The following is a 20,816-nucleotide window of genomic DNA, read 5'->3' on the forward strand; positions in this document are numbered from 1 at the left end:
TTTTTTGTTTGGAGCGCGCATGAATCTTCAACCCTGGCACAAGCAACCGCATACTTTGCTGTTGGCAATGGCCGGTCTGATGCCCTTGGTGTTTTCAGTATGGATGGCGTTGCTGAATAACTTTGTCGTTGAGAAGGCTGCCTTCAACGGTGCCCAGATAGGGATTTTGCAAAGCTTGCGCGAAGTGCCAGGCTTTTTGGCATTCACCGCGGTGTTCGTGCTGCTGGTGATCAAGGAACAGTCCTTCGCACTGTTGTCGCTGGCACTGATGAGCATCGGGGTCGCCGCCACTGGCTGGCTGCCGTTTGAAATTGGGTTGTATTGCACAACCGTAGTGATGTCGATTGGGTTTCATTACTTTGAAACCATCAATCAATCACTCACCCTGCAGTGGCTGGCGAAAGACAAGACCCCGCATTTCATGGGTCAGCAATTGGCGGTCAAGAGCCTGGCGTCGTTGTTAGCGTATGGCGGCATCTGGTTGCTGATGGAATGGTCAGATGTCAGCTATCGCACCACCTACATGCTGGCCGGCGGGATTGGTGTGCTGGCAGTGTTGGCGTTGTGGTGGCACTTTCCGCGCTTCGAACAACCAAACACCCAACACAAGCACCTGCTGCTGCGCAAACGCTACTGGTTGTATTACGGTCTGACGTTTTGCAGTGGCGCCCGGCGACAAATTTTTATGGTCTTCGCCGCGTTCATGATGGTGGAAAAGTTCGGCTATTCTGTGGGCGATATCAGCCTGCTGTTCTTGATCAACTATGTGTTCAACCTGCTGTTTGCGCCCGCGATCGGACGCTGGATCCATCGCGTCGGCGAACAGCGCGCACTGATGATTGAATATACCGGCCTGATCCTGGTGTTTGTGGGCTATGCCGTGGTGGAGGATGGCCATGTGGCAGCGGGTCTGTATGTCGTTGATCATCTGTTTTTTGCCATGGCCATCGCGATGAAAACCTATTTCCAGAAAATCGCTGATCCCAAGGACATCGCTGCCACCGCCAGTGTCAGTTTTACCATCAATCATATTGCTGCAGTGGTTATACCGGCGTTGCTCGGTATGGTATGGTTGGTGTCTCCTGCGGCGGTTTTTGTGACCGGAGCAGGATTCGCATTGTGTTCATTTGCCCTTGCCGCTAACATGCCCCGCCATCCGGCGCCCGGTTGTGAAGTGCGCAGAAATCCGGGCCGCTGGGCCAATCAATTGTCTGAATCGATCGACTGAGAGAAACTGACCATGCGCTGTGTAGTACTGTTTGCCTTGTTACTGTCGTCAACGGTGTTTGCCGAGCCGCCGGAGGTGTATTGGGAAGACCTTGTACCCAGTGGTCAGAGCCAGGCTCAGGCCCCGGTAAATCATGACGGTAGCATGGTCCAGCAGGATCTGGATGCGCCAGTAGTGCATACCTACGACGGCAAGACGGTCAAGATTCCGGGGTTTGTCGTGCCGTTGGAAGGGGATGGGCGCAACACCACTGCCTTTTTGCTGGTGCCTTACTTTGGCGCTTGTATCCACGTTCCACCACCGCCCCCGAATCAGATCGTGTATGTGAAGTTTCCCGATGGCGTGCCGATAGATAATATCAATGACGCGATTTGGGTCACCGGCGTTTTAACCACAGACGGATGGCAGGGCGATATCGCCACGGTTGGCTATGTGCTGGAAGGCAAACAGGTCAGCCCGTTTGAAGGCTAGCGGCTAAAGACCAATGGCAGTTTACCGCTGTGTTGCCAAAATCTCGTCTATACTCGTCTAAGTGTTGAATATCTAACGCAATATTCAGTGACGCTGGCACATTAACGGTAGGTAGATTGATGAATTTTTTACTGCGCATGTCAATTGCTCAAAAGCTGTTCCTGATCCCGATCATTGGCACCGCCATGTTTGTGGTCTATTTGTTGATCACCAGCGTAACGGCACTCAACAATGTGGCGTCGCTGGAAGATGCCAAAGACGTGCAGTTCCCTGCATTGCAGGCCTCCAGCAGTGCGTTGGTGGATATGGAAAAGGTGCGTGATGTACTGGCCAGCGCGGTGACCACCGGTGACGAGGAGTCACTGAATCAGGCCAGTGAATATGCCAACCAGGCCCGGCAAGGGCTGAATACCATCAAGTCGGTGGCACCTAATCTCAGTGCCCAGGCCAATGGGATCCAGAAAACCTTCGACGATTACTATTCGCTCGCTTTTGAAGTGTCAAAATCCATGGTCGATGGCACCGCTGACTTTTCCAAGTTGGGTCAGTTGTCGTCACAGATGAACGAATACTACGATAAGGCCACCAAAGACCTGGCGGCGTTTCGTGATGCCCGCCTGAACGATTTCGAATCCGCCATTTCTGAGTCCAACAGCGCTGCCCAACGTATGATCGTGGTGGGCGTGGTGATGGGCATTTTCACCACCGTGGTGTTGTTTGCCACGGCGTTCCCGATCGTCAACAGTCTGAAAAGCAGCGTCAATAAGGTGGTTGATTCACTGCGCGACATCGCGCAGGAAAACGGTGATTTGACCGTCCGTCTGGATACCCGCAACAAGGACGAAATTGGCGATTTGGTGTATTGGTTCAATCAGTTTATGGAAAAGCTGCAAAATGTGGTTAAAGACATCGTTAACGCCTCTTTGCCATTGTCCGAGCTGGCGCAAAACCTTAACCAGCTTACTGACGACACCAATCGTACCATTGAAGTGCAGCAGCGCAGTGCGTCACAAGCCAAGTCGGGTGTTGATCATCTGACCGAGAGTGTTAACTCAGTGGCAACCAGTGCGGCAGAAGCGGCGACCGCTGCGTCTGAAGCGTCTGACGCGGCCCATGACGGTCAAGCGGTGGTGGATGAGACCGTGCGTAGCATCCAGCAACTGGCGACCAACGTGCAGGAAACGGCAGATGTGATCAAAAAACTGGAGGCGGACTCGAATCAGGTTGGTGTGGTACTCGATGTGATCAAAGGTATCGCAGAACAAACCAACTTGCTGGCGTTGAACGCGGCCATTGAAGCCGCCCGTGCTGGTGAGCAGGGACGCGGTTTTGCCGTGGTCGCGGACGAAGTACGCACCCTGGCGTCACGCACCCAACAAAGTACGGAAGAGATCCAAACGACCATTGAGCAATTGCAAAATGCAGCCCGCTCTGCTGTAACAGTGATGGGGCGCGGTACCGATCAGGCCGATGCCAGTGTGGAGACCGCCAATAAAGCGGGTGCAAGCCTGGAAGTGATCACCAATACGATCGGCAAGATTACCCATATGAATGACCAGATTGCAGCGTCCACCGGCGAGCAGCAAAAAGTGGCAGATACCATTTGTATGAACGTGGATGAAATCAACGAGAAAACGGCCGAAACGTCAAACAGCTCCGGTCGCATGGCGTCGGTCAGTAGCGAGCTGGCACAACTGGCCAAACACCTGGAAGCGATCACCAAGCAGTTCAAGGTCTAACAACGTCTTTTGCAACAATCTGACGCCCCGCACCCTGCGGGGCGTTTTGGTTATTGGGTGTAGATTTTTTCTGCCTGGTTGAACAGGATCCATGAGGTCAGAATGTATTTGTCATTGGAGCGTGGAATGTTGCCCCGGTGGGTATGGGTGAAATAGGCCGGTGCGATAACCATGCGACCTGCTTTGGGCTGCACCTTACGCTGCTGGTAATAGAATTCGGTTTCACCGCCTTCATCGACATCATTGAGGTAAAACATGAACAGCATGATGCGGTGCAGGGCATCGTTGTGCACCGGCTGCGGGTACACTTCTGAATGCCAGTAGGGATAACCGCCTGAATTCGCGTCATATTTCTGCGCGTTAATATCGCCAATACGGAACAGGTACTGCACCAGGTTGCTCAGGTTGGGCTTACCGACCCGGTCAAAATTTTCCATCGTTAATTTGACCGGTTGCCCGTTGTCCGGGTCTTTGACGGTCAGGCCGATGGGGCCGATCAGGGCAAACAGGTGCTTTTCAAAATACTTGATCACATGCTCACTGATCTTGGGTAACAATTGCTGAAAACTGTCTCTGAACTCCGGATGCTGACTGATTGACACGTCTGTTGAACGTTTCTTATCGGTATCCACACCGCCACCCGTGCGTCCTTGATAACGGTTGTTGCTGTTTTCGAACTGCTGAATGAACTGCTCGCACAATGCCGGGCTGAGCACATCGTCGATGACTTCGATAAAATCGCTCATGCCGTCTCCTTCAGGTGCTGACTGAGTGCCTCTCGTTGCTGAGCCGTGATCGGCGCAGCTTTATTGGCCTCGTAATCAAAATGTACCAGGGTGGTGGTACCCGAAGCGCATTTCTGACCGTTTTGCCAGACTTCCTGGTAAGTATCGAAAGAGCTGTTGCCCATGCGGGATACGTAGGTACGCACTTCCACCGGCGAACCGTAAAACAGCTGTTGATGAAAATCGACCTGATAGCTGGCCAGGATCAACGGCCAGTTATCCAATGACAGGGTCGGGGTGAAAATCCGGAAGATATCCTCCCGGGCGGTTTCGAACCACGCCACGATCACCGTATTGCTGACATGGGCGAGGCCATCGGTTTCACAAAATCTGACTTTAAACGTTTCACTGAGCATGTGGTCTCCGCAACAATCAGTTGAGCATGGGTTTCAGGAACCGGGCGGTATGTGATACAGCGCTCTGGCAAAGGGTTTCCGGCGTGCCTTCGGCGATAATTTGGCCGCCACCGGCGCCCCCTTCAGGGCCCAGATCAATCAGCCAGTCGGCGGTTTTGATCACATCAAGGTTGTGTTCAATGACCACCACGGTATTGCCGTGATCACGCAGTCTGTGCAGTACGTGCAACAGTTGCTGGATGTCGTGGAAATGCAATCCGGTGGTGGGCTCGTCAAGAATGTACAGGGTCTGGCCGGTATCCCGCTTGGACAGCTCCTTGGCCAGTTTGACCCGTTGGGCTTCACCACCTGACAGGGTGGTCGCAGACTGCCCCAGCCGAATGTAGGACAGGCCGACATCCATCAGGGTTTGCAGCTTGCGGGCAATGGCCGGAATGGCATCAAAAAAGTGACGTGCATCTTCTACGGTCATTTCCAGCACTTGGTGGATGTTCTTGCCTTTGTATTGCACTTCCAGGGTTTCCCGGTTGTAGCGCTTGCCCTTACACACATCGCAGGGCACGTACACATCGGGCAGGAAGTGCATTTCTACCTTGATCACACCATCGCCCTGGCACGCTTCGCAGCGTCCCCCTTTGACATTGAACGAGAAACGTCCGGGTTTGTAACCGCGGGAGCGGGCCTCTTGGGTACCGGCAAACAGCTCCCGTATACCGGTAAAAATGCCCGCATAGGTGGCCGGATTCGAGCGCGGTGTGCGTCCAATCGGGCTTTGATCGATGTCCACCACTTTGTCTAGCTGATCGAGCCCTTGTATGGATTGGTAAGGGGCCGGTTCACCGGTAGTGGCGCCATTCAATTCGCGATGTGCGATTTTGTAAAACGTGTCGTTGATCAGGGTTGACTTACCCGACCCGGATACACCGGTCACACAGGTCATCAGGCCAATCGGTACGCGCAGGGTAACGTCTTTGAGGTTGTTACCACTGGCCCCTTCCAACACCACCCACTGGTCGTCCTTGTTCACCGTACGTTCGGCAGGCACTTCGATCTTTTCCCTACCGGATAGATATTTTCCTGTGAGTGAGTGTTCACTTGACTTTATTGCCTCAACGTCACCCTGGGCGACGATTTCTCCACCGTGAACGCCGGCACCGGGGCCAATGTCGACCACATAGTCGGCCGCCCGGATGGCATCCTCATCATGCTCAACCACGATCACGGTGTTGCCGAGGTCACGCAGATGCGTCAGGGTTGCCAGCAGTCGTTCGTTGTCACGCTGGTGCAGGCCGATGGACGGTTCATCCAACACGTACATGACGCCCACCAGACCGGCACCAATCTGGCTGGCCAATCGGATGCGCTGGGCTTCGCCGCCGGACAGGGTGTCGGCGCTGCGGGACAGGTTCAGGTAGTTCAACCCAACGTTGACCAGAAAACGCAAGCGGTCACCGATTTCTTTGAGGATCTTTTCCGCAATCTGGGCGCGTTGGCCGTGCAAGCTGAGGCCCTCGAAAAAGGCCAGTGAATCGGCAATCGACAGCTCAGTGATGGCGGGCAGGGTGGTGTCTGCGATAAACACGTTGCGGGCTTCGAGGCGCAGGCGGGTGCCACCACAACTGTTACAGTGCTGTTGGCTTAGGTATTTGGCCAGTTCTTCCCTTACCGCGTTGGATTCTGTTTCGCGGTAGCGACGCTCCATGTTGGGCAGGATCCCTTCGAACGGGTGTTTGCGCTCCATGATGTCACCGCGATCATTGATGTACTTGAATTTGATCGAGGTGCCTTTGCTACCGTATAGCACAACCTCCTGCGCCTTTTGGTCGAGATCCTGCCAAGGTGTGGTCAGATCGAAACCATAATGTTCAGCGACGGCTTGCAGCATCTGGAAATAGTAATAGCTGCGTTTGTCCCACCCGCGGATTGCTCCACCGGACAGGCTGAGTTCGACATTACTGATCACCCGCGCAGGATCAAAAAATTGCCGTGTACCCAGACCATCACAGGTCTGGCACGCACCCGCAGGGTTGTTAAACGAGAACAAGCGGGGTTCCAGTTCCGCCATGCTGTAGCCGCAATGGGGACAGGCGAAATTGGCGGAAAACACCAGGGGTTCTTTGCCCGGCTCATCCATAAACGCCACTCGGGCGGTACCACCGGACAGTTGCAGCGCGGTTTCGAAAGATTCTGCCAGACGCAGTTTGAGGTCGTCCCGGACTTTAAAGCGGTCGACCACCACTTCGATGGTGTGCTTTTTATGCAGATCCAGCGGCGGCGGATCGGATAGATCGCACACTTCACCGTCTATTCGGGCGCGGATAAAGCCCTGGGCGGCGAGGTTTTCCAGGGTTTTGATGTGTTCGCCTTTACGGTCCTGTACAACTGGCGCCAGCAGCATCAGTTTGCTGCCTTCGGGCATTTCCAGTACCCGGTCAACCATCTGACTGATGGTTTGCGCAGCCAACGGGGTATGATGATCGGGGCAGCGGGGTTCGCCGACGCGGGCGAACAACAAACGCAGGTAATCGTAAATTTCGGTAATCGTGCCCACCGTCGAACGGGGATTGTGTGAGGTCGACTTTTGCTCAATGGAGATCGCCGGTGATAAGCCCTCGATGTGATCAACATCGGGCTTTTCCATCATCGACAGGAATTGGCGCGCATAGGCAGACAGGGATTCGACATAACGGCGTTGTCCCTCTGCGTACAAGGTATCGAATGCCAGTGATGACTTACCTGAACCAGACAGCCCAGTGACCACAATCAGCTTGTCCCGGGGCAAGTCCAGGTCAATGTTTTTCAGGTTGTGGGTGCGTGCGCCGCGAATTTCTATTTTGTCCATACCGACCTTATGGAAGCCGAAAAGCGACAATTATTGCACAGTCTGTCACGTCACTCTATATCCGTGCAGCCAAGGGCTAACTGATTTATCAAAATATGCTAAACTGCGCCGCCTTGTAGTCACCTTAAATCATTGAAGTTGTTTTGAACGCTACCGAAATCCGCGGCGCTGTGTCGCTTGCCATTGTCTATGTACTGCGCATGTTGGGCCTTTTTATGGTCTTGCCGGTACTGGCCGTATTGGCCATTGAATACCCGGATTATTCGCCGTTGCTGGTGGGCCTGGCCGTCGGTGGCTATGGGCTGACCCAGGCCTGTCTGCAAATTCCCATGGGCGTGTTGTCTGACCGTCTGGGTCGCAAGCCGGTGATCATCGCCGGTTTGTTGCTGTTTGCCCTTGGCAGTGCAGTGGCGGGTATGGCCACCAGTCTGCAATGGGTCGTTGTGGGGCGTTTTTTACAGGGCGCAGGTGCGATTGCGGGTGCTGTGATGGCACTGGCCGGCGATATCAGCCGTGAGCAACAACGTCCGAAAGTCATGGCGATCATCGGCATCGCGATTGGTTTCTCGTTTTATTTGGCGGTCTTGCTGGGCCCTATCCTGGCGGAGCACGTGGGTCTATCAGGCATATTCTGGGTGACCGCAGTGATGGCCTTGCTATGTTTGCCGTTAGTCGTTTTTGCGGTGCCGACGGCAACGAATCTGGCGCCGGTGGGCGATACCCTGCCGGTGCCCGGCGATGTGCTGCGACTGATCAGTCATCCCACGTTGTTGACCCTCAACGTCAGTGTGTGCTTGTTGCACCTGTTGATCACTTTATTGTTCATGCAGTTGCCGACATGGTTGGCAGATAAGGGCTACGGGTTGGATGAACACTGGCAAATTTACCTGCCGGTGTTGGTGGCGTCTGTGTTAGCCATGGCGATGCTGATGCGTTTGACCCCGCGGCTCGGAAATACCCTCAGTGCCGGTATTGCATGGTTGTTGTTGGGCACATCGTTGCTTGGTTTCAGCACCTCGGTTGAGCAACTCTGGACCCTTGCGTTGTTGTTGTGGGTGTTTTTTACCGGGTTTAATTTCCTCGAAGCCAACTTGCCTGCCTGGGTATCCAGCGTAGCACCGGCCGGGAAGAAAGGCTCTGCCATGGGGATCTATGCGACATGGCAGTTTTTCGGTGCGTTTTTAGGTGGCAGTATTTCTGGACTTGCAAGCGATTTAAATGTGCCACACTTAAGCTTGAGCATTGCAGGTGTTGTCTGCATTGTGTGGATTTTCAGTCTGCGCAAATTGCAGAGGACTGAGCGTGTAAAACGGTATACACTACCCATCAATCTGGGCGCCCGCAGTGAGGCGCAACTGAGCCAGGCGCTCGGTCAGTTGCAAGGTGTCCTCGACATTACCCTCGTACCTGACCAGCAGGTGGCATATCTGAAAGTAGAAGGCGCGTCCTTCGATGTACGAAAGGCCCGAGCAGTGGCCAGCAATGAACAGTAAAAAGCAGGAGTTAGCATGGCGAGTAAAGGCGTAAACAAAGTAATCTTAGTGGGCAATCTGGGCCAAGATCCAGAAGTTCGCTACATGCCCAACGGCAATGCCGTCGCCAATTTGAGCCTGGCTACCAGTGAAAGCTGGAAAGATCAGCAGGGACAAATTCAGGAACGTACCGAGTGGCACCGCCTGACCATGTACCGTCGTTTGGCTGAAGTGGCTGGTGAGTACCTGCGCAAAGGCTCACAGATTTACGTGGAAGGCAAATTGCAGACCCGTAAATGGCAAGACCAACAAGGCCAGGATCGTTACACCACCGAAATCATTGTCGATCAAATGCAAATGTTAGGTGGTCGTGGTGGTCAGGGTGAAGGTGGTGGATTCCAGAATCAGGCACCTCGTCAACAGAACCCGGGTTACAATCAAGCACAAGGTGCACCTCAAGCCCAAGGGCAATACGCAGGTGGCAACCAAGGCGGTAGCCAAGGAGGAAGTCAGGGTAATTACCAGGGCAGCCAGCAGGCGCCACAGGGTGGTAGCAAGCCACAGCAACCCATGGCCGAACCGGATTTTGACTTTGATGACGACATCCCGTTCTAAATCCCTAAAAACCTGCTTCGGCAGGTTTTTTTTGCGCTCGCTGAGGGTCATTTTGATCAGCTCAACTCAGCGATTTGGCAGTGGTCGGTTGGCAACCGACCCTGATTCAGGGTTAGGAATGCCGTTTTAGGTCAGAAATAACCGCGAAGAAATGGACTAACTTGTTATTTTAAATAGGGTTTTAAGTGCTAGCACTTTGATACATTCTTTGCTGTAATAGCCCTAAGGCATATAACGACAATAAGCTGCCACTATGCGCATGGGTTGGCGGGCGTTTCTGAAGCAACGATTCAGGGGCGCTTCGAAGTTCTTTTCACTGGGGATTGAGTTAGGTTTGCAGGAACTGCACCTGACCGCCTTGGTACGTTCCGGATCGTCCCTGCGCATTGCGCTTCGCACCACATTACCCATGCAAAACTGGGTTGAACACCTGAGTACCTACGTTGCCCAACACGGATTGGCCAACACGCCCTGCTATGTGGCGTTTTCGGTGACACGCTATCAAGTCCTGCAAATTGAACGCCCGAATGTCCCAGAGGCGGAGATCGCCCAGGCATTGCAATGGTCTGCCAAAGAGCTTCTCGGCACCGACCAGCCGCTGGTGGTGGAATACTATGAGCATCCGGTTCAGACGCCGGGTCACAACAAACTCAATGTGATTGCCATGCCGCAACAGGACATTGAGAACATCTGCGGCGGCATGGTGATGGCTGGATTACAGTTGCGTGGGATCAGCGTTGCCGAGCTTGCCATCTGTGAACTGTTTGCTCCAGAGGACGATGCTGTCCTGACATTGGTGCAACAGGGGGGCCATGATCTGTGCCTTAACATTGTCAAAAACGGCAACTTATATTTTTCCCGGCGCTTGCGGGGATATGAAAATCTGGCCGGTTTTTCCGCTCAGGAACTGTCGATGGGCGTGGCGGAAAACCTGTCGATTGAAATTCAACGCTCGATGGATTATTTCGAAAGCCAACTTCGACAGGCACCGGTACGCAAGCTCTTGGTAGGGATCGACACCCAATACCCAGATGAGTTGATCAGTGTGTTGCAGGCGCAGTTACTGATGCCGGTGGAGGTCATTAATCCTCCGGGTGTGGCCAATCAAGAAGCACTGGGAGGGACGCCGTTGCCGAGTCTTGGCGCTGCACTGACACCTTGTTCGTTGGGAGGTGTTGAATGAAAAACCGGATCAATTTCTACCGCCCCGCGTTTCAACCTCGTTTGGTATTGCTGAGTGCGGGTTTTTCCACAACCTTAGTGGCGTTAGCATTGCTTATCACGGTGGGGTGGACCGCCTATGCGTATCAGCAGCGGGCCTTGTCACAGCAGCAGGCGCTGCAGGGCGCCGATAGTCTGGCGCAAGCGCGCACGACGCTGGAAAAACTTACCCAGACCTTGCAGCAACGTAAACCGGATCCGGTATTGGTGGCGAAAAACCGCGCATTGTCTGAGCAGAACCGCATGTACCGCAAAATAGTCTCTGCGTTGCAGGCCAGAGAACAACAAAAGCAGCGGGGGTTCTCGCCTCTGCTTAGCGATCTGGCACGCCTGCATCATCAGGATATTGCCCTGACCCGTATCCAACTGGGCGCAGATTTCATTCAGCTTGAAGGCCACAGCGCCAGTTCTTCAGCGGTGCCGGCCTGGGTTGAAAACTTAAAACACAGTGATGTCCTGTACGGTACCGGGTTTGCGCAGGCGCGCTTACAGAGAGATGAAGATCAGGCTTCACTGGGTTTCGTGTTGACCAGCGCCAGTCATGCTGACACCGAGGAGGTGCGCCGTGGCCAGTAATCGTATGTCGCGCTGGCAAACGCTGTTTGAACAATTGACTGCCCGTGAGCGTGGTTTGGTGGTGATTGCTGGTGTGTTGGCGATCACCATGGTGGGTTACTGGATGGTGATTGAACCGATGAACCAACAACAGCAACAGGCCGCGCAGGAAGCGCAAGGATATGCCCAGCGTTTGGCCGCCACTGAAGGCCAGATTGCGGCGGTAATGACCGCGTTGAAAAACGATCCTAATGACAGCGAGCGGCAACAACAGGAGGCGTTGCTGGCTGAACAGGTCGCGTTGAAAAACGCCCTCTACTCGCAAACTCATGACTTGATCCCGGCCGGTAAGATGGCGTCTTTGCTGCGAGAAATGCTGTCCCAATCCGATCGTGTCGAACTGATTTCGTTGCGTTCGTTGCCGCCAACACCATTGTTAACGGCGGACACGACCGGCGGTGGCGACCAGCTGGCGGTGGACACCAATCTTTACCAGCACGGTGTTACGCTGACCATCGAAGGCCGGTATACCGATGTGCAGTCCTATTTGTCAGCCCTGGAGTCCTTGCCCTGGCAACTGTACTGGCAGGCCATGGACTATCAGGTGACGAATTATCCGGTAGCCAGCGTGGAGCTGACCGTGTATACCCTCAGTACCCAATCAACCTTTATGGGGGTGTGGGATGAAGGTTAGCGGCGTTTGCTTGATACTGTCTTTGATGGCCTTTTATAGCCAGGGGGCTGTGGATCCAACCCGGCCACTGAACAGCAAGGGGCAGTCGGCAGAAGGGCCGTCGGCGGTCAAGAATATTGAGGTCAATGCAGTGTTTGTTGGCCCGTTAAATCGACGCGCAATCATCAACGGTGATTTGGTCACCGAAGGGCAGGTGTGGAAAGGTATTGAGGTGAAAGCCATTGATGCCGAGGGCGTAACCCTGCTTGATAATGATCAGATAAGGCGCATTAAAATGAATCAAAAAACGGTGTTGAAAGAGCATGGGAATGAAGGCTAAACGCTGGCTTACCGGTCTGGCTGCGGTGGTCCTGACAGGATGTCAGAGTACATCTGTCGGGCCCGCACAGCAGGCAATGGAGTCATCAGCGCAGGAAGCTGAACAACGCACGTCTGCCGCTGCTGCAGATCAATTGAACACATTGCCCAGTGCGGTCGATGAAGCATTGATGCCCCAAACCGAGGGCAGTCAGCAAGCGCTGTTCAGTGAACCCTTGTATGACGTTAACGCGCAACAGGTGGATGCGGTCAGTTTCTTTTCGTCATTGGTGGCGGACACGCCATTCAGTGCAGCAATTCATCCGGACGTTAGCGGGACGATCAGCCTGCACCTGAAGCAGGTGACCCTGTCGGATGTGATGACGCTGGTGTCAGACTTGTATGGATTTGACATTCAACGCAGCGGCAAGGTCTACCGAGTTTATCCGGCGGGTATGCGCACAGAGACCATTGCGGTCAACTATCTGCTGATGCAGCGTGATGGTATTACCCAAACCAGCATTTCATCCGGTGGCGTGTCTCAACAGGATGGTTCCAACCGACAGAACAATAATCGAAACGGGTTCAACAATTTCTCCGGGAATAACAGCAACGGCAACAGTATCGGCAGCGGCCAGTTTGGCAATACCATCAATGGCACCAATATTCAGACCCGCACGGAAACCAATTTCTGGGAACAGTTACAAGAAACATTGAACGGTCTGTTGGGTGATAAGGAAGGCCGTTCGGTGATGGTGATGCCACAGGCGGGTCTGGTGACGGTGCGCGCATTACCCCGTGAAATTCGCGAAATTCGTACCTTTTTGCAAGCGTCCCAACGAAATATCCAGCGCCAGGTGGTACTGGAAGCCCGGGTGCTGGAGGTGTCCTTAAGTGACGAGTATCAGCAAGGCATCAACTGGAGTCAGATTGTTGAGAACAGCGGCAGCACGGAGTTTGTGTTGAGCACCACCGGTGGCAGTTTCGGCAATGGCATCTCGGCAACCTTGGGGGGCGTCACCAACCTGTCGTTTCTGAATGCTGATTTCTCCGGAGTGTTGTCACTGCTGTCCACCCAGGGCAACGTGCAAGTGCTTTCCAGTCCCAGGGTCACGGCGACAAACAATCAGAAAGCGGTGATCAAAGTTGGTGATGATGAATACTTTGTCACTGATGTGTCCAACCAGAATACCATCACATCGGGCACCACCACGGTGACCCCCAACATCGAGCTGACGCCGTTTTTCTCCGGTATCGCCTTGGATGTAACACCTCAGATTGATGACGATGGCAGCGTGTTGTTGCATGTGCATCCTTCTGTTGTTGAGACCGAAGAGCAGGAAAAAGTTATCACCCTCAACGAAGAACGCTTTGTACTGCCGCTGGCACAAAGCAACATCCGCGAATCAGACACTGTGATTCGGGCCAGCTCCGGTGAAATTGTGGTGATTGGTGGTTTGATGCAGTCGATTATCTCTGAACGTCATTCGAAAACCCCACTACTCGGCAGTATCCCGTTACTTGGCGAGTTGTTTACCAGTCGACACGACGTGGAAACCAAGAAGGAGTTGGTGATTTTGCTCAAACCCACGGTGGTTGGGCCGGATACCTGGAAGCAGCAACTCCGACAGAGCCGTGACAAGATGGCCGACTGGCTATACGTGGAGTAGTCATGTACCTGTACCACTTCGGCATCAAAGAGCTACCGTTTACGCTGACCCCGAATACCAGCTATTACTTTGCATTGCCCAGTCATAAAGAAGCCTTGAATGTCCTGATGACCGCGCTTAAGACCGGTGAAGGGTTTATCAAGGTTACGGGTGAAGTGGGCACGGGTAAAACCCTGATCTGCCGAAAGCTGCTGAATGAGTTGCCGGACAATTTTGTTACGGCCTATATTCCCAATCCGTACCTTTCCCCCGCCGAGTTGCGCCGCGCGGTGGCAGGGGAGTTGGGTGTGCAACTGACCGATGGTGCCGACCAGCAGGAGTTTACCCAACGCATTCAGCAACAGGTGATCGCATTGCACCAACAGCAAAAAGCCGTGGTGTTGATCATCGATGAGGCGCAGGCCCTGCCGGTTGAAAGCATTGAAGCGTTGCGCCTGATGACCAATCTGGAAACCGAATCCCGCAAACTGCTGCAAGTTGTCCTGTTTGGTCAGCCTGAGTTGGATGACAAGTTGGGCTTGCCCGAATTGCGCCAGCTCAAACAGCGGATCACGTTTTCCTATACCCTGAAACTGATGGACTCCCATCAGGTTCATCAATACGTGCAGCACCGTATGCGGGTGGCTGGTTATCGTGGCCAGGATCTGTTTTCTCCGGCGGTATGCAAGGTATTGTTTGCCGCCAGTCGCGGCACCCCCCGGGTGGTCAATGTGTTATGTCACAAGTGCCTGATGTTGGCGTTTGGGGAAGGAAAGAGCGGCGTGGATCGCAAACACGTTGCCATGGCCATCAAAGATACTGAAGCAGCCCATTCGGTGGCATCAAGCCATTGGCAGCGGCTGCTGATTGCAGGTCTGGTGTTGCTCAGTGCCGGCGCCTTGTACCTGGCTTATGCGAGGTATGGCGCATGAGTGTGGTGAACAAAATGCTGCAGGATCTCGAGCAGCGTCAAAACGGACAAATCCCTGACAATGAATACCGTCCACCCCGCAGTGGTTCGGGTAAGACCTGGATACTCGGCAGTTTAGTGATCATTCTTATGATGGTGGTGGCGTGGCTATGGTGGCAAGGCCATGGTGCACCCGAGCCGGCAAGTCCAGCAACGACGTCATCATCACCGCAATCAACACACAGCGCTGACACTGCTGTTGCGCCAGTGGTGAACCAAGCCCAGCCTCAGGCTGAAGTCGTCGAAGACGATACCGTCCTCAATCCCCAGTCGAACGAAGCGGCGCCAAGTCCGTCGATGAACCCTGAACGACGGGTGTCATTGGGCGTGGCAGCTACCCCAATGACCCAGCCGCAAACCGACCTGTCCACTCGTGAGCAACCGGCGTCGGTAACCACGCCATCCTCGGACATGACGATTAACGAGACTGCTCCGAAGAGAGCGGATGAACAGACGACGGAACAAAGCAACGCGCTGCCCGAGGAAGAGGACGGCACAATGTCCGTGGCTTCGAGTAGCGCAGGTGTGTCGGTGATGGATTTTCAGCAGCAAGTCGAACTGGCGCTGGCGGAAGGGGATGATGCAGGCGCGATGCTGGTATTGCAGCAATGGCTGAAGATTACGCCCGGTAACGGCAAGGCACGCAAGCAACTGGCGGCGTTGCAGTTTGCCAACGGCCAGGTGGCGCAGGCGCGGGATGTCTTGCAACAGGGGCTTGCACAAGCGCCGGAACACGACGACATCCGTACCATGCTGGCGCGGTTGTATGTGCAACAAAACGATCAGCAACAAGCGCTGGCGCTGTTGAAAGAAGCACCAGCGACCAGTGGTCCATCACCTCAGATGTTGGCCTTGCGCGCAGCACTTGCAGCTCGGCAGCAGGACAACACCACCGCATTGCAGGACTATCAGTATCTGGTCCGCTACGCACCGGATAACAGCAGTTGGCGCCTGGGGCTGGCCATCGCGCTGGAACGTGCAGGTAAAAATCACACTGCGCTGAGCGAATACCGGATATTGCAGCAGCAACACAGTTTGTCAGATGCATTGATGTCGTTTGTTGATCAACGCATCGGTGTGCTGGAGGGCGGCTCATGAATCAGCCCAAACAGAAAATCCGTCTCGGTGACCTGCTGCTACAAAACCACATCATTAACCAACAGCAGCTTGAGCAGGCACTCACCGCCCAGAAAGCATCGGGGCGTAAACTCGGCCATGTGTTGGTTGAGCAGGGGATTGTCAGTGAACAGGAACTGTTGAGCTTTTTATCCCAGCACCTGAAGGTGCCATTGATTGATATCCCCAGCAGCCGTATTCGTTTGGAGCATGTGAAGCTGTTGCCCGAAGTGCAGGCACGACGCTACCGGGCGCTGGTTATCGAAGACAGCGGTGACCACATGCTGGTGGCGATGAGCGATCCGGCGGACCTGGCCGCAGTGGATACCCTGAGCGACCTGTTGCCTAAGCCGATAAAACTGGCGGTAGCCAGTGAATCTCAGTTACTCGAGGCGTTCGACCATTTTTACCGGCGCACCGAAGAAATCGCATCTTTCGCCCAGGAATTGGCCGAGGAATACAACGAGGAAAGCGATTTTGACTTGCTCGGCGGGCTTGAAGACGAGCAGGACACAGCGGTTGCGCGACTGTTGCAATCGATATTCGAGGATGCGGTGCAAGCCAAAGCATCAGACATCCACCTGGAGCCCGATGAAGGGATGCTGCGTATCCGCATGCGTGTCGATGGCCTGTTACAGGAAAACCTGATCCGGGAAAAGAACATCGCGTCGGCACTGGTACTGCGCCTCAAGCTCATGTGTGGTCTGGACATTTCCGAGAAGCGTCTGCCTCAGGACGGCCGTACCCAGATACGCATTAAAGGTCATGTGATTGATGTCCGTTTGTCGACCATGCCGGTGCAGTCTGGCGAGTCGGTGGTGATGCGATTGCTCGATCAATCGGCGGGCATTCTGACCCTCGAACAAACCGGCATGCCATTGCCGATGTTGCGCCGTTTACGCACCCTGTTGACCCGACCACACGGTATGATCCTGGTCACCGGACCGACCGGTTCGGGTAAAACCACTACCCTGTATGGGGCGCTTAGCGAGCTGAACCAACCGGAAAAGAAAATCATCACGGTGGAAGACCCGGTGGAATACCGCTTGCCACGGATCAATCAGGTTCAGGTTAATCCGCGCATCGATCTGACCTTTTCAAATGTATTGAGAACCACGTTACGCCAGGATCCCGACATCATCATGGTGGGGGAGATGCGTGACACCGAGACGGTTGAGATTGGCCTGCGTGGCGCCCTTACCGGTCACTTGGTGTTGTCGACGTTACATACCAATGATGCTATCAGCAGCGCAATCCGATTGCTGGACATGGGCGCGCCGGGTTACCTGGTCGCCAGTTCACTGCGCGCCATCGTGGCACAACGGCTGGTGCGGCGGATCTGTGATAATTGCAAAGAAACCTACACCCCCTCAGAAGAAGAAGTGTTCTGGTTGAGTCACCTGGATGCCAACGTCGGCCAGATGCAGTTTAAGCGGGGTAGCGGCTGTCAGAATTGCAACCAGACCGGTTACCGTGGCCGTGTCGGCGTATTTGAACTGCTGGAAATGACCGAGAGCATGATGGACGCATTGAAGGCCGGTGATACGGCGGCGTTCAGCCATGCTGCGCAAAACAGCCCACAATACGCGCCGTTGTCGAATGTCGCGTTGAGTTACGCCAAGCTTGGTGTGACCACCGTAGAAGAAGTGCTGCGATTGGTGGAGATGGTGTCAGAAGTGGTCGCACCCAAAGCCAAAGACGACAGTGACGAGCCGGACGAGGTGACCCATGGCGATGTATAAGTACAGTGCCAGGGATGCCAACGGCAACCTCACCACCGGGGCGATTGAAGCCGCGGATGCCGATGCGGTGGCCAAAGTGCTGCTGAATCGCAGTATTACACCATTAACCATTGAATTGCGCAGCGAAGATGAGCAGGCGCAACAGTCCGGCATTCACTGGTGGACGCCCCGTGTCAGCCTGGACGATTTGGTGATTTTCGCAAGGCAGATGTATTCGCTGACCAAATCCGGCATACCCATTTTACGCGCCGTCAACGGGCTTGCCCACAGTAGCAGTGCCAAGCGTATGCGGCTGGCGCTGGAAGATGTGGCCGACCAATTGGAACGTGGCCGCGGTTTTTCTTCCGCCTTGCATCAGCATCCCGAGGTGTTCAGTCCGCTGTTTGTCAGTGTCGTTCACGTGGGGGAAAATACCGGTAAGCTGGATGAAGCGTTTCTGCAACTGGCCCGTTATCTTGAGCGTGAACAGGAAACCCGCAAGCAGATAAAAGCCGCCACCCGTTACCCGATTTTTGTGATTGTGGCGATCGCCATCGCGATGGTGATCCTGAACCTCAAAGTGATCCCGGTGTTTGCCGGCATGTTCAACAAATTCAATGCGGAATTGCCCGCCATGACCCAATTCCTGCTCGGCATGTCAGCGTTTTTTGTCAATTACTGGCCGTATATGCTCGCCACGTTATTGTTTGGCATTTGGTCAGGGCGTCGATACCTGGCCAGTGCTCAGGGCCGTTATCGTTGGGATCGGCGCAAATTAATGCTACCCGCGGTAGGCAGTATTTTTGAACGTACCCTGCTGGGGCGATTTGCACGTAGCTTTTCGATGATGATCACCGCCGGTATTCCGTTGACCACCGCCTTAAATCTGGTCGCCGATGCGGTGGATAATCACTACATGGCGGACAGGATTATCGGTATGCGGCGCAACATTGAAAAGGGTGAAAGCTTGTCCCGTGTGGCCTCAGCTAGTGGTTTGTTCACGCCGCTGGTGCTGCAGATGATCAATGTCGGTGAAGAAACCGGCCGGGTCGACGAGTTACTGACCGAAGTGGCCGACTACTATGAGCGCGAAGTGGATTACGACCTGAAAAGCCTGACGGCCAGGATAGAGCCCTTGCTGATTGTCATTGTAGCGGGGATGGTACTGGTACTGGCGCTGGGTATCTTTACGCCGATGTGGGACATGATGGGCGCCTACAGGGGGACGACCAGTGGATAAATTTGAAGCCGGACAGGAAAGCGCACGCACCTTGATGGGCAAATTGGCGGTGTTGGCAGTGTTTGTCACGCTGATGGTATCGGCGATTGTGTATTTCAACCGCTATGAACCGGACTACAAGCGTCAGACACTGGTCAATCTTGCCGACCAGTTTGCCAAGAGCGTGGTCAATGCTCACTGGCAGTGGCAGGCGGAGGGCCGTCCACAAATTGTGATGTTGAAACATTATGAACCGCGCCTGGATAACGAGGCGGAATTGATTGAAACCGATCGCCGACCCATTCGCATGAGTCACCTCGGTTGGCCACGCACGGAACCGTCCAGCCAGGGCTGTGAGCAGTTGTGGGGCATGGTGCTGAACTTACCGCTGGAGATCGAAGGGTTTAAGGTGTTCGCCGAGTACTTCGACGGGGTTCAACAATCGGATCAGGCGCTGGATGCTCGTTGTCGTTTCCGGTTGTCAGTGGGACCTTATTTTGAATATCACATTTTTACTGGTGCGGTTAGCCAGGTCAAAGACTAATCACGGGAGAGGGAGATGGAGCACGCAGGTATAAAACGAAACGGATTTACCTTGATCGAGCTGGTGATTGTGGTGGTAGTGCTGGGGATCCTGGCGGCCACGGCACTGCCTCGGTTGCTGGATGTGACGGAAGATGCTGAAGATGCCACCGTCGAGGGCGTGGGCGGTGGATTTGCCACCGGTGTGGGGTTGGTGCGGGCGCAATGGGAGATTGAAGGTCGCCCGTCTGAGAACCAGGCCACCAATGAAACCTTCGTCACCATCGAAGGGATCCCGATTGGCGTGGATAAAGACACGGGTTTTCCTACCGGCCACCTGGATAACGACGGTAGCAGTGAGGACGACAGCCTGGTGGACCTCGACTGTGAGAGCATTTTCAATCTGATCATGCAAAGTGCACCCACCATCAGTTCAGACTGGGCGCAACGGCCGTTTGACGATTACCGTTACTTCACCCGCGCCACTGATGGCAACGGCTCTGGTGGCAACGATTTGTGTTACTACTACCTGACCCGGACGGTTAAAAACCAGGTCGCCGAACCCACCGACAATACATCGGGCAATGGGTTTATTTATGATCCGCGTATCGGTCAGGTGATCATTTTCAGTAACAACTGATAAGGGCCGGTGACATAGGCCACCGACCCACGGCAATACGGTGCACTCAAGGGGTGAGGCACAGGACAAATTCAGGGAAATAAAAACTATCACTTACGTGAGGATAACAACATGCAACAACGTGGTTTTACATTAATTGAACTGATCATCGTGATCGTGATTTTGGGGATTTTGGCGGTCACGGCTGCGCCGCGTTTCATTAATCTGCAATCGGATGCGAGCCGTGCAACGCTGGAAGGTGTTGCTGCTGCTTTGCAAGGTGGTTCGCAACTGGTTTATGCAAAGTCAGCGATAGAGGGCGAACAGGCCAATGCCAATGCGGCGGATCAGGCAGCAACCCGTACCGACGACGTTGAAATTTCAGGGGTACGGGTGGAAACTGAATTTGGTTACCCGGATGCTGATGATACCGATGCGGCCAGCCTTGCTGCCTGGGTAGATTTGTCTGCGGGCGATTGGACCCTGGTGGAAGGCACTGGTGCGGCTGCTGTGGCAAGCCCGGCAGACGAAACATTTGCGATATATCCTGCGGGCAAAGTTGTGGGTGCCGGGCAGGGCGTTGATTTTTCAATTGTTGCTGAAGACGGTGCCAGTTGCCATGTACTTTACACAGAGGCTCAGGCAGCAAATGCATTACCGACGATTACGATTGTAGGTGGTAGCTGCTAACGCGCATTCGGCTCCGTTAGCCCAAGGATGTTGAC

20 protein-coding genes are annotated in these 20,816 nt (G+C 54.3%); 17 read left to right on the plus strand and 3 right to left on the minus strand.

Annotation, left to right across the window (positions count from 1 at the left end):
- Nucleotides 1-19: 19 nt before the first annotated feature.
- From LJ739_RS15285 to LJ739_RS15295, 3 genes are all read left to right on the plus strand, one after another.
- Nucleotides 20-1,228: an MFS transporter gene (locus tag LJ739_RS15285; RefSeq protein WP_229161918.1), complete on the plus strand. Its 1,209-nt coding sequence runs from the start codon at nucleotides 20-22 to the stop codon at nucleotides 1,226-1,228.
- Between the two features lie 12 nt (nucleotides 1,229-1,240).
- Nucleotides 1,241-1,699 carry a DUF3299 domain-containing protein gene (locus LJ739_RS15290; protein WP_229161919.1) on the plus strand — a complete coding sequence of 153 codons (459 nt, stop codon included), beginning with the start codon at nucleotides 1,241-1,243 and terminating at the stop codon, nucleotides 1,697-1,699.
- A 119-nt stretch (nucleotides 1,700-1,818) separates the two neighbouring features.
- On the plus strand, nucleotides 1,819-3,438 hold the full coding sequence (locus LJ739_RS15295; RefSeq protein WP_229161920.1) for a methyl-accepting chemotaxis protein: 1,620 nt from the start codon (nucleotides 1,819-1,821) through the stop codon (nucleotides 3,436-3,438).
- 50 nt (nucleotides 3,439-3,488) lie between these two features.
- Here the strand turns inward: LJ739_RS15295 and LJ739_RS15300 are convergent, their stop codons facing one another.
- From LJ739_RS15300 to uvrA, 3 genes are read right to left on the minus strand one after another with little or no spacing between them, the layout of a single operon-like run.
- Nucleotides 3,489-4,184, minus strand: a complete 696-nt coding sequence (locus tag LJ739_RS15300) for a 2OG-Fe(II) oxygenase (protein ID WP_229161921.1) — start codon at nucleotides 4,182-4,184, stop codon at nucleotides 3,489-3,491.
- Nucleotides 4,181-4,579 carry an acyl-CoA thioesterase gene (locus LJ739_RS15305; RefSeq protein WP_229161922.1) on the minus strand — a complete coding sequence of 133 codons (399 nt, stop codon included), beginning with the start codon at nucleotides 4,577-4,579 and terminating at the stop codon, nucleotides 4,181-4,183. The genes LJ739_RS15300 and LJ739_RS15305 overlap by 4 nt, the downstream gene beginning before the upstream one ends.
- Nucleotides 4,580-4,595: 16 nt before the next feature.
- On the minus strand, nucleotides 4,596-7,421 hold the full coding sequence (uvrA, locus tag LJ739_RS15310; protein WP_229161924.1) for an excinuclease ABC subunit UvrA: 2,826 nt from the start codon (nucleotides 7,419-7,421) through the stop codon (nucleotides 4,596-4,598).
- Between the two features lie 143 nt (nucleotides 7,422-7,564).
- On the opposite strand from uvrA, the gene LJ739_RS15315 reads away from it, so the two are divergent.
- The 14 genes from LJ739_RS15315 (at nucleotide 7,565) to LJ739_RS19155 (ending at nucleotide 20,781) form a co-directional block, all read left to right on the plus strand.
- A complete protein-coding gene (locus tag LJ739_RS15315) occupies nucleotides 7,565-8,914 on the plus strand; it encodes an MFS transporter (RefSeq protein ID WP_229161926.1) in 1,350 nt (449 codons plus the stop codon).
- A gap of 15 nt (nucleotides 8,915-8,929) precedes the next feature.
- Nucleotides 8,930-9,508, plus strand: a complete 579-nt coding sequence (locus LJ739_RS15320) for a single-stranded DNA-binding protein (protein WP_229161928.1) — start codon at nucleotides 8,930-8,932, stop codon at nucleotides 9,506-9,508.
- A gap of 253 nt (nucleotides 9,509-9,761) precedes the next feature.
- On the plus strand, nucleotides 9,762-10,691 hold the full coding sequence (locus tag LJ739_RS15325) for an MSHA biogenesis protein MshI (RefSeq protein ID WP_229161931.1): 930 nt from the start codon (nucleotides 9,762-9,764) through the stop codon (nucleotides 10,689-10,691).
- Complete coding sequence (locus LJ739_RS15330; RefSeq protein ID WP_229161932.1) at nucleotides 10,688-11,305, plus strand: PilN domain-containing protein; 618 nt, start codon at nucleotides 10,688-10,690, stop codon at nucleotides 11,303-11,305. The genes LJ739_RS15325 and LJ739_RS15330 overlap by 4 nt, the downstream gene beginning before the upstream one ends.
- Nucleotides 11,295-11,978, plus strand: coding sequence for a type II secretion system protein GspM (gspM, locus tag LJ739_RS15335; protein WP_229161933.1), 684 nt, complete (start codon nucleotides 11,295-11,297; stop codon nucleotides 11,976-11,978). Before LJ739_RS15330 ends, gspM begins: the two co-directional genes overlap by 11 nt.
- A 10-nt stretch (nucleotides 11,979-11,988) precedes the next feature.
- Entirely contained in the window at nucleotides 11,989-12,297 is a 309-nt protein-coding gene (locus tag LJ739_RS15340) for a hypothetical protein (RefSeq protein ID WP_229161934.1), read from the plus strand.
- On the plus strand, nucleotides 12,287-13,945 hold the full coding sequence (mshL, locus tag LJ739_RS15345; protein ID WP_229161935.1) for a pilus (MSHA type) biogenesis protein MshL: 1,659 nt from the start codon (nucleotides 12,287-12,289) through the stop codon (nucleotides 13,943-13,945). The genes LJ739_RS15340 and mshL overlap by 11 nt, the downstream gene beginning before the upstream one ends.
- Nucleotides 13,946-13,947: 2 nt before the next feature.
- The gene (locus LJ739_RS15350; protein ID WP_229161936.1) at nucleotides 13,948-14,856 is read left to right on the plus strand and encodes an ExeA family protein; all 909 of its coding nucleotides are present in this window, start codon (nucleotides 13,948-13,950) and stop codon (nucleotides 14,854-14,856) included.
- A complete protein-coding gene (locus LJ739_RS15355; RefSeq protein ID WP_229161937.1) occupies nucleotides 14,853-15,992 on the plus strand; it encodes a tetratricopeptide repeat protein in 1,140 nt (379 codons plus the stop codon). Before LJ739_RS15350 ends, LJ739_RS15355 begins: the two co-directional genes overlap by 4 nt.
- Nucleotides 15,989-17,752: a GspE/PulE family protein gene (locus LJ739_RS15360; protein ID WP_229161938.1), complete on the plus strand. Its 1,764-nt coding sequence runs from the start codon at nucleotides 15,989-15,991 to the stop codon at nucleotides 17,750-17,752. Before LJ739_RS15355 ends, LJ739_RS15360 begins: the two co-directional genes overlap by 4 nt.
- The gene (locus LJ739_RS15365) at nucleotides 17,739-18,971 is read left to right on the plus strand and encodes a type II secretion system F family protein (protein ID WP_229161941.1); all 1,233 of its coding nucleotides are present in this window, start codon (nucleotides 17,739-17,741) and stop codon (nucleotides 18,969-18,971) included. The genes LJ739_RS15360 and LJ739_RS15365 overlap by 14 nt, the downstream gene beginning before the upstream one ends.
- Nucleotides 18,964-19,494, plus strand: coding sequence for a hypothetical protein (locus tag LJ739_RS15370; RefSeq protein WP_229161943.1), 531 nt, complete (start codon nucleotides 18,964-18,966; stop codon nucleotides 19,492-19,494). Before LJ739_RS15365 ends, LJ739_RS15370 begins: the two co-directional genes overlap by 8 nt.
- Before the next feature lie 15 nt (nucleotides 19,495-19,509).
- Nucleotides 19,510-20,112, plus strand: a complete 603-nt coding sequence (locus LJ739_RS15375; protein WP_229161945.1) for a prepilin-type N-terminal cleavage/methylation domain-containing protein — start codon at nucleotides 19,510-19,512, stop codon at nucleotides 20,110-20,112.
- Nucleotides 20,113-20,223: 111 nt separating this feature from the next.
- Nucleotides 20,224-20,781 carry a prepilin-type N-terminal cleavage/methylation domain-containing protein gene (locus LJ739_RS19155; RefSeq protein ID WP_324254911.1) on the plus strand — a complete coding sequence of 186 codons (558 nt, stop codon included), beginning with the start codon at nucleotides 20,224-20,226 and terminating at the stop codon, nucleotides 20,779-20,781.
- Nucleotides 20,782-20,816 lie beyond the last annotated feature (35 nt).

It is taken from the genome of Fluctibacter halophilus, assembly GCF_020687825.1.
GTDB classification, from domain to species: Bacteria; Pseudomonadota; Gammaproteobacteria; order Enterobacterales; family Alteromonadaceae; genus Fluctibacter; species Fluctibacter halophilus.

Coding starts and splice junctions, on each gene's coding strand:
- LJ739_RS15285 (WP_229161918.1), top strand. CDS start 20: ATGAATCTTCAACCCTGGCACAAGCAACCGCATACTTTGCTGTTGGCA.
- LJ739_RS15290 (WP_229161919.1), top strand. CDS start 1,241: ATGCGCTGTGTAGTACTGTTTGCCTTGTTACTGTCGTCAACGGTGTTT.
- LJ739_RS15295 (WP_229161920.1), top strand. CDS start 1,819: ATGAATTTTTTACTGCGCATGTCAATTGCTCAAAAGCTGTTCCTGATC.
- LJ739_RS15300 (WP_229161921.1), bottom strand. CDS start 4,184: ATGAGCGATTTTATCGAAGTCATCGACGATGTGCTCAGCCCGGCATTG.
- LJ739_RS15305 (WP_229161922.1), bottom strand. CDS start 4,579: ATGCTCAGTGAAACGTTTAAAGTCAGATTTTGTGAAACCGATGGCCTC.
- uvrA (WP_229161924.1), bottom strand. CDS start 7,421: ATGGACAAAATAGAAATTCGCGGCGCACGCACCCACAACCTGAAAAAC.
- LJ739_RS15320 (WP_229161928.1), top strand. CDS start 8,930: ATGGCGAGTAAAGGCGTAAACAAAGTAATCTTAGTGGGCAATCTGGGC.
- LJ739_RS15325 (WP_229161931.1), top strand. CDS start 9,762: ATGCGCATGGGTTGGCGGGCGTTTCTGAAGCAACGATTCAGGGGCGCT.
- LJ739_RS15330 (WP_229161932.1), top strand. CDS start 10,688: ATGAAAAACCGGATCAATTTCTACCGCCCCGCGTTTCAACCTCGTTTG.
- mshL (WP_229161935.1), top strand. CDS start 12,287: ATGAAGGCTAAACGCTGGCTTACCGGTCTGGCTGCGGTGGTCCTGACA.
- LJ739_RS15350 (WP_229161936.1), top strand. CDS start 13,948: ATGTACCTGTACCACTTCGGCATCAAAGAGCTACCGTTTACGCTGACC.
- LJ739_RS15355 (WP_229161937.1), top strand. CDS start 14,853: ATGAGTGTGGTGAACAAAATGCTGCAGGATCTCGAGCAGCGTCAAAAC.
- LJ739_RS15360 (WP_229161938.1), top strand. CDS start 15,989: ATGAATCAGCCCAAACAGAAAATCCGTCTCGGTGACCTGCTGCTACAA.
- LJ739_RS15365 (WP_229161941.1), top strand. CDS start 17,739: ATGGCGATGTATAAGTACAGTGCCAGGGATGCCAACGGCAACCTCACC.
- LJ739_RS15375 (WP_229161945.1), top strand. CDS start 19,510: ATGGAGCACGCAGGTATAAAACGAAACGGATTTACCTTGATCGAGCTG.
- LJ739_RS19155 (WP_324254911.1), top strand. CDS start 20,224: ATGCAACAACGTGGTTTTACATTAATTGAACTGATCATCGTGATCGTG.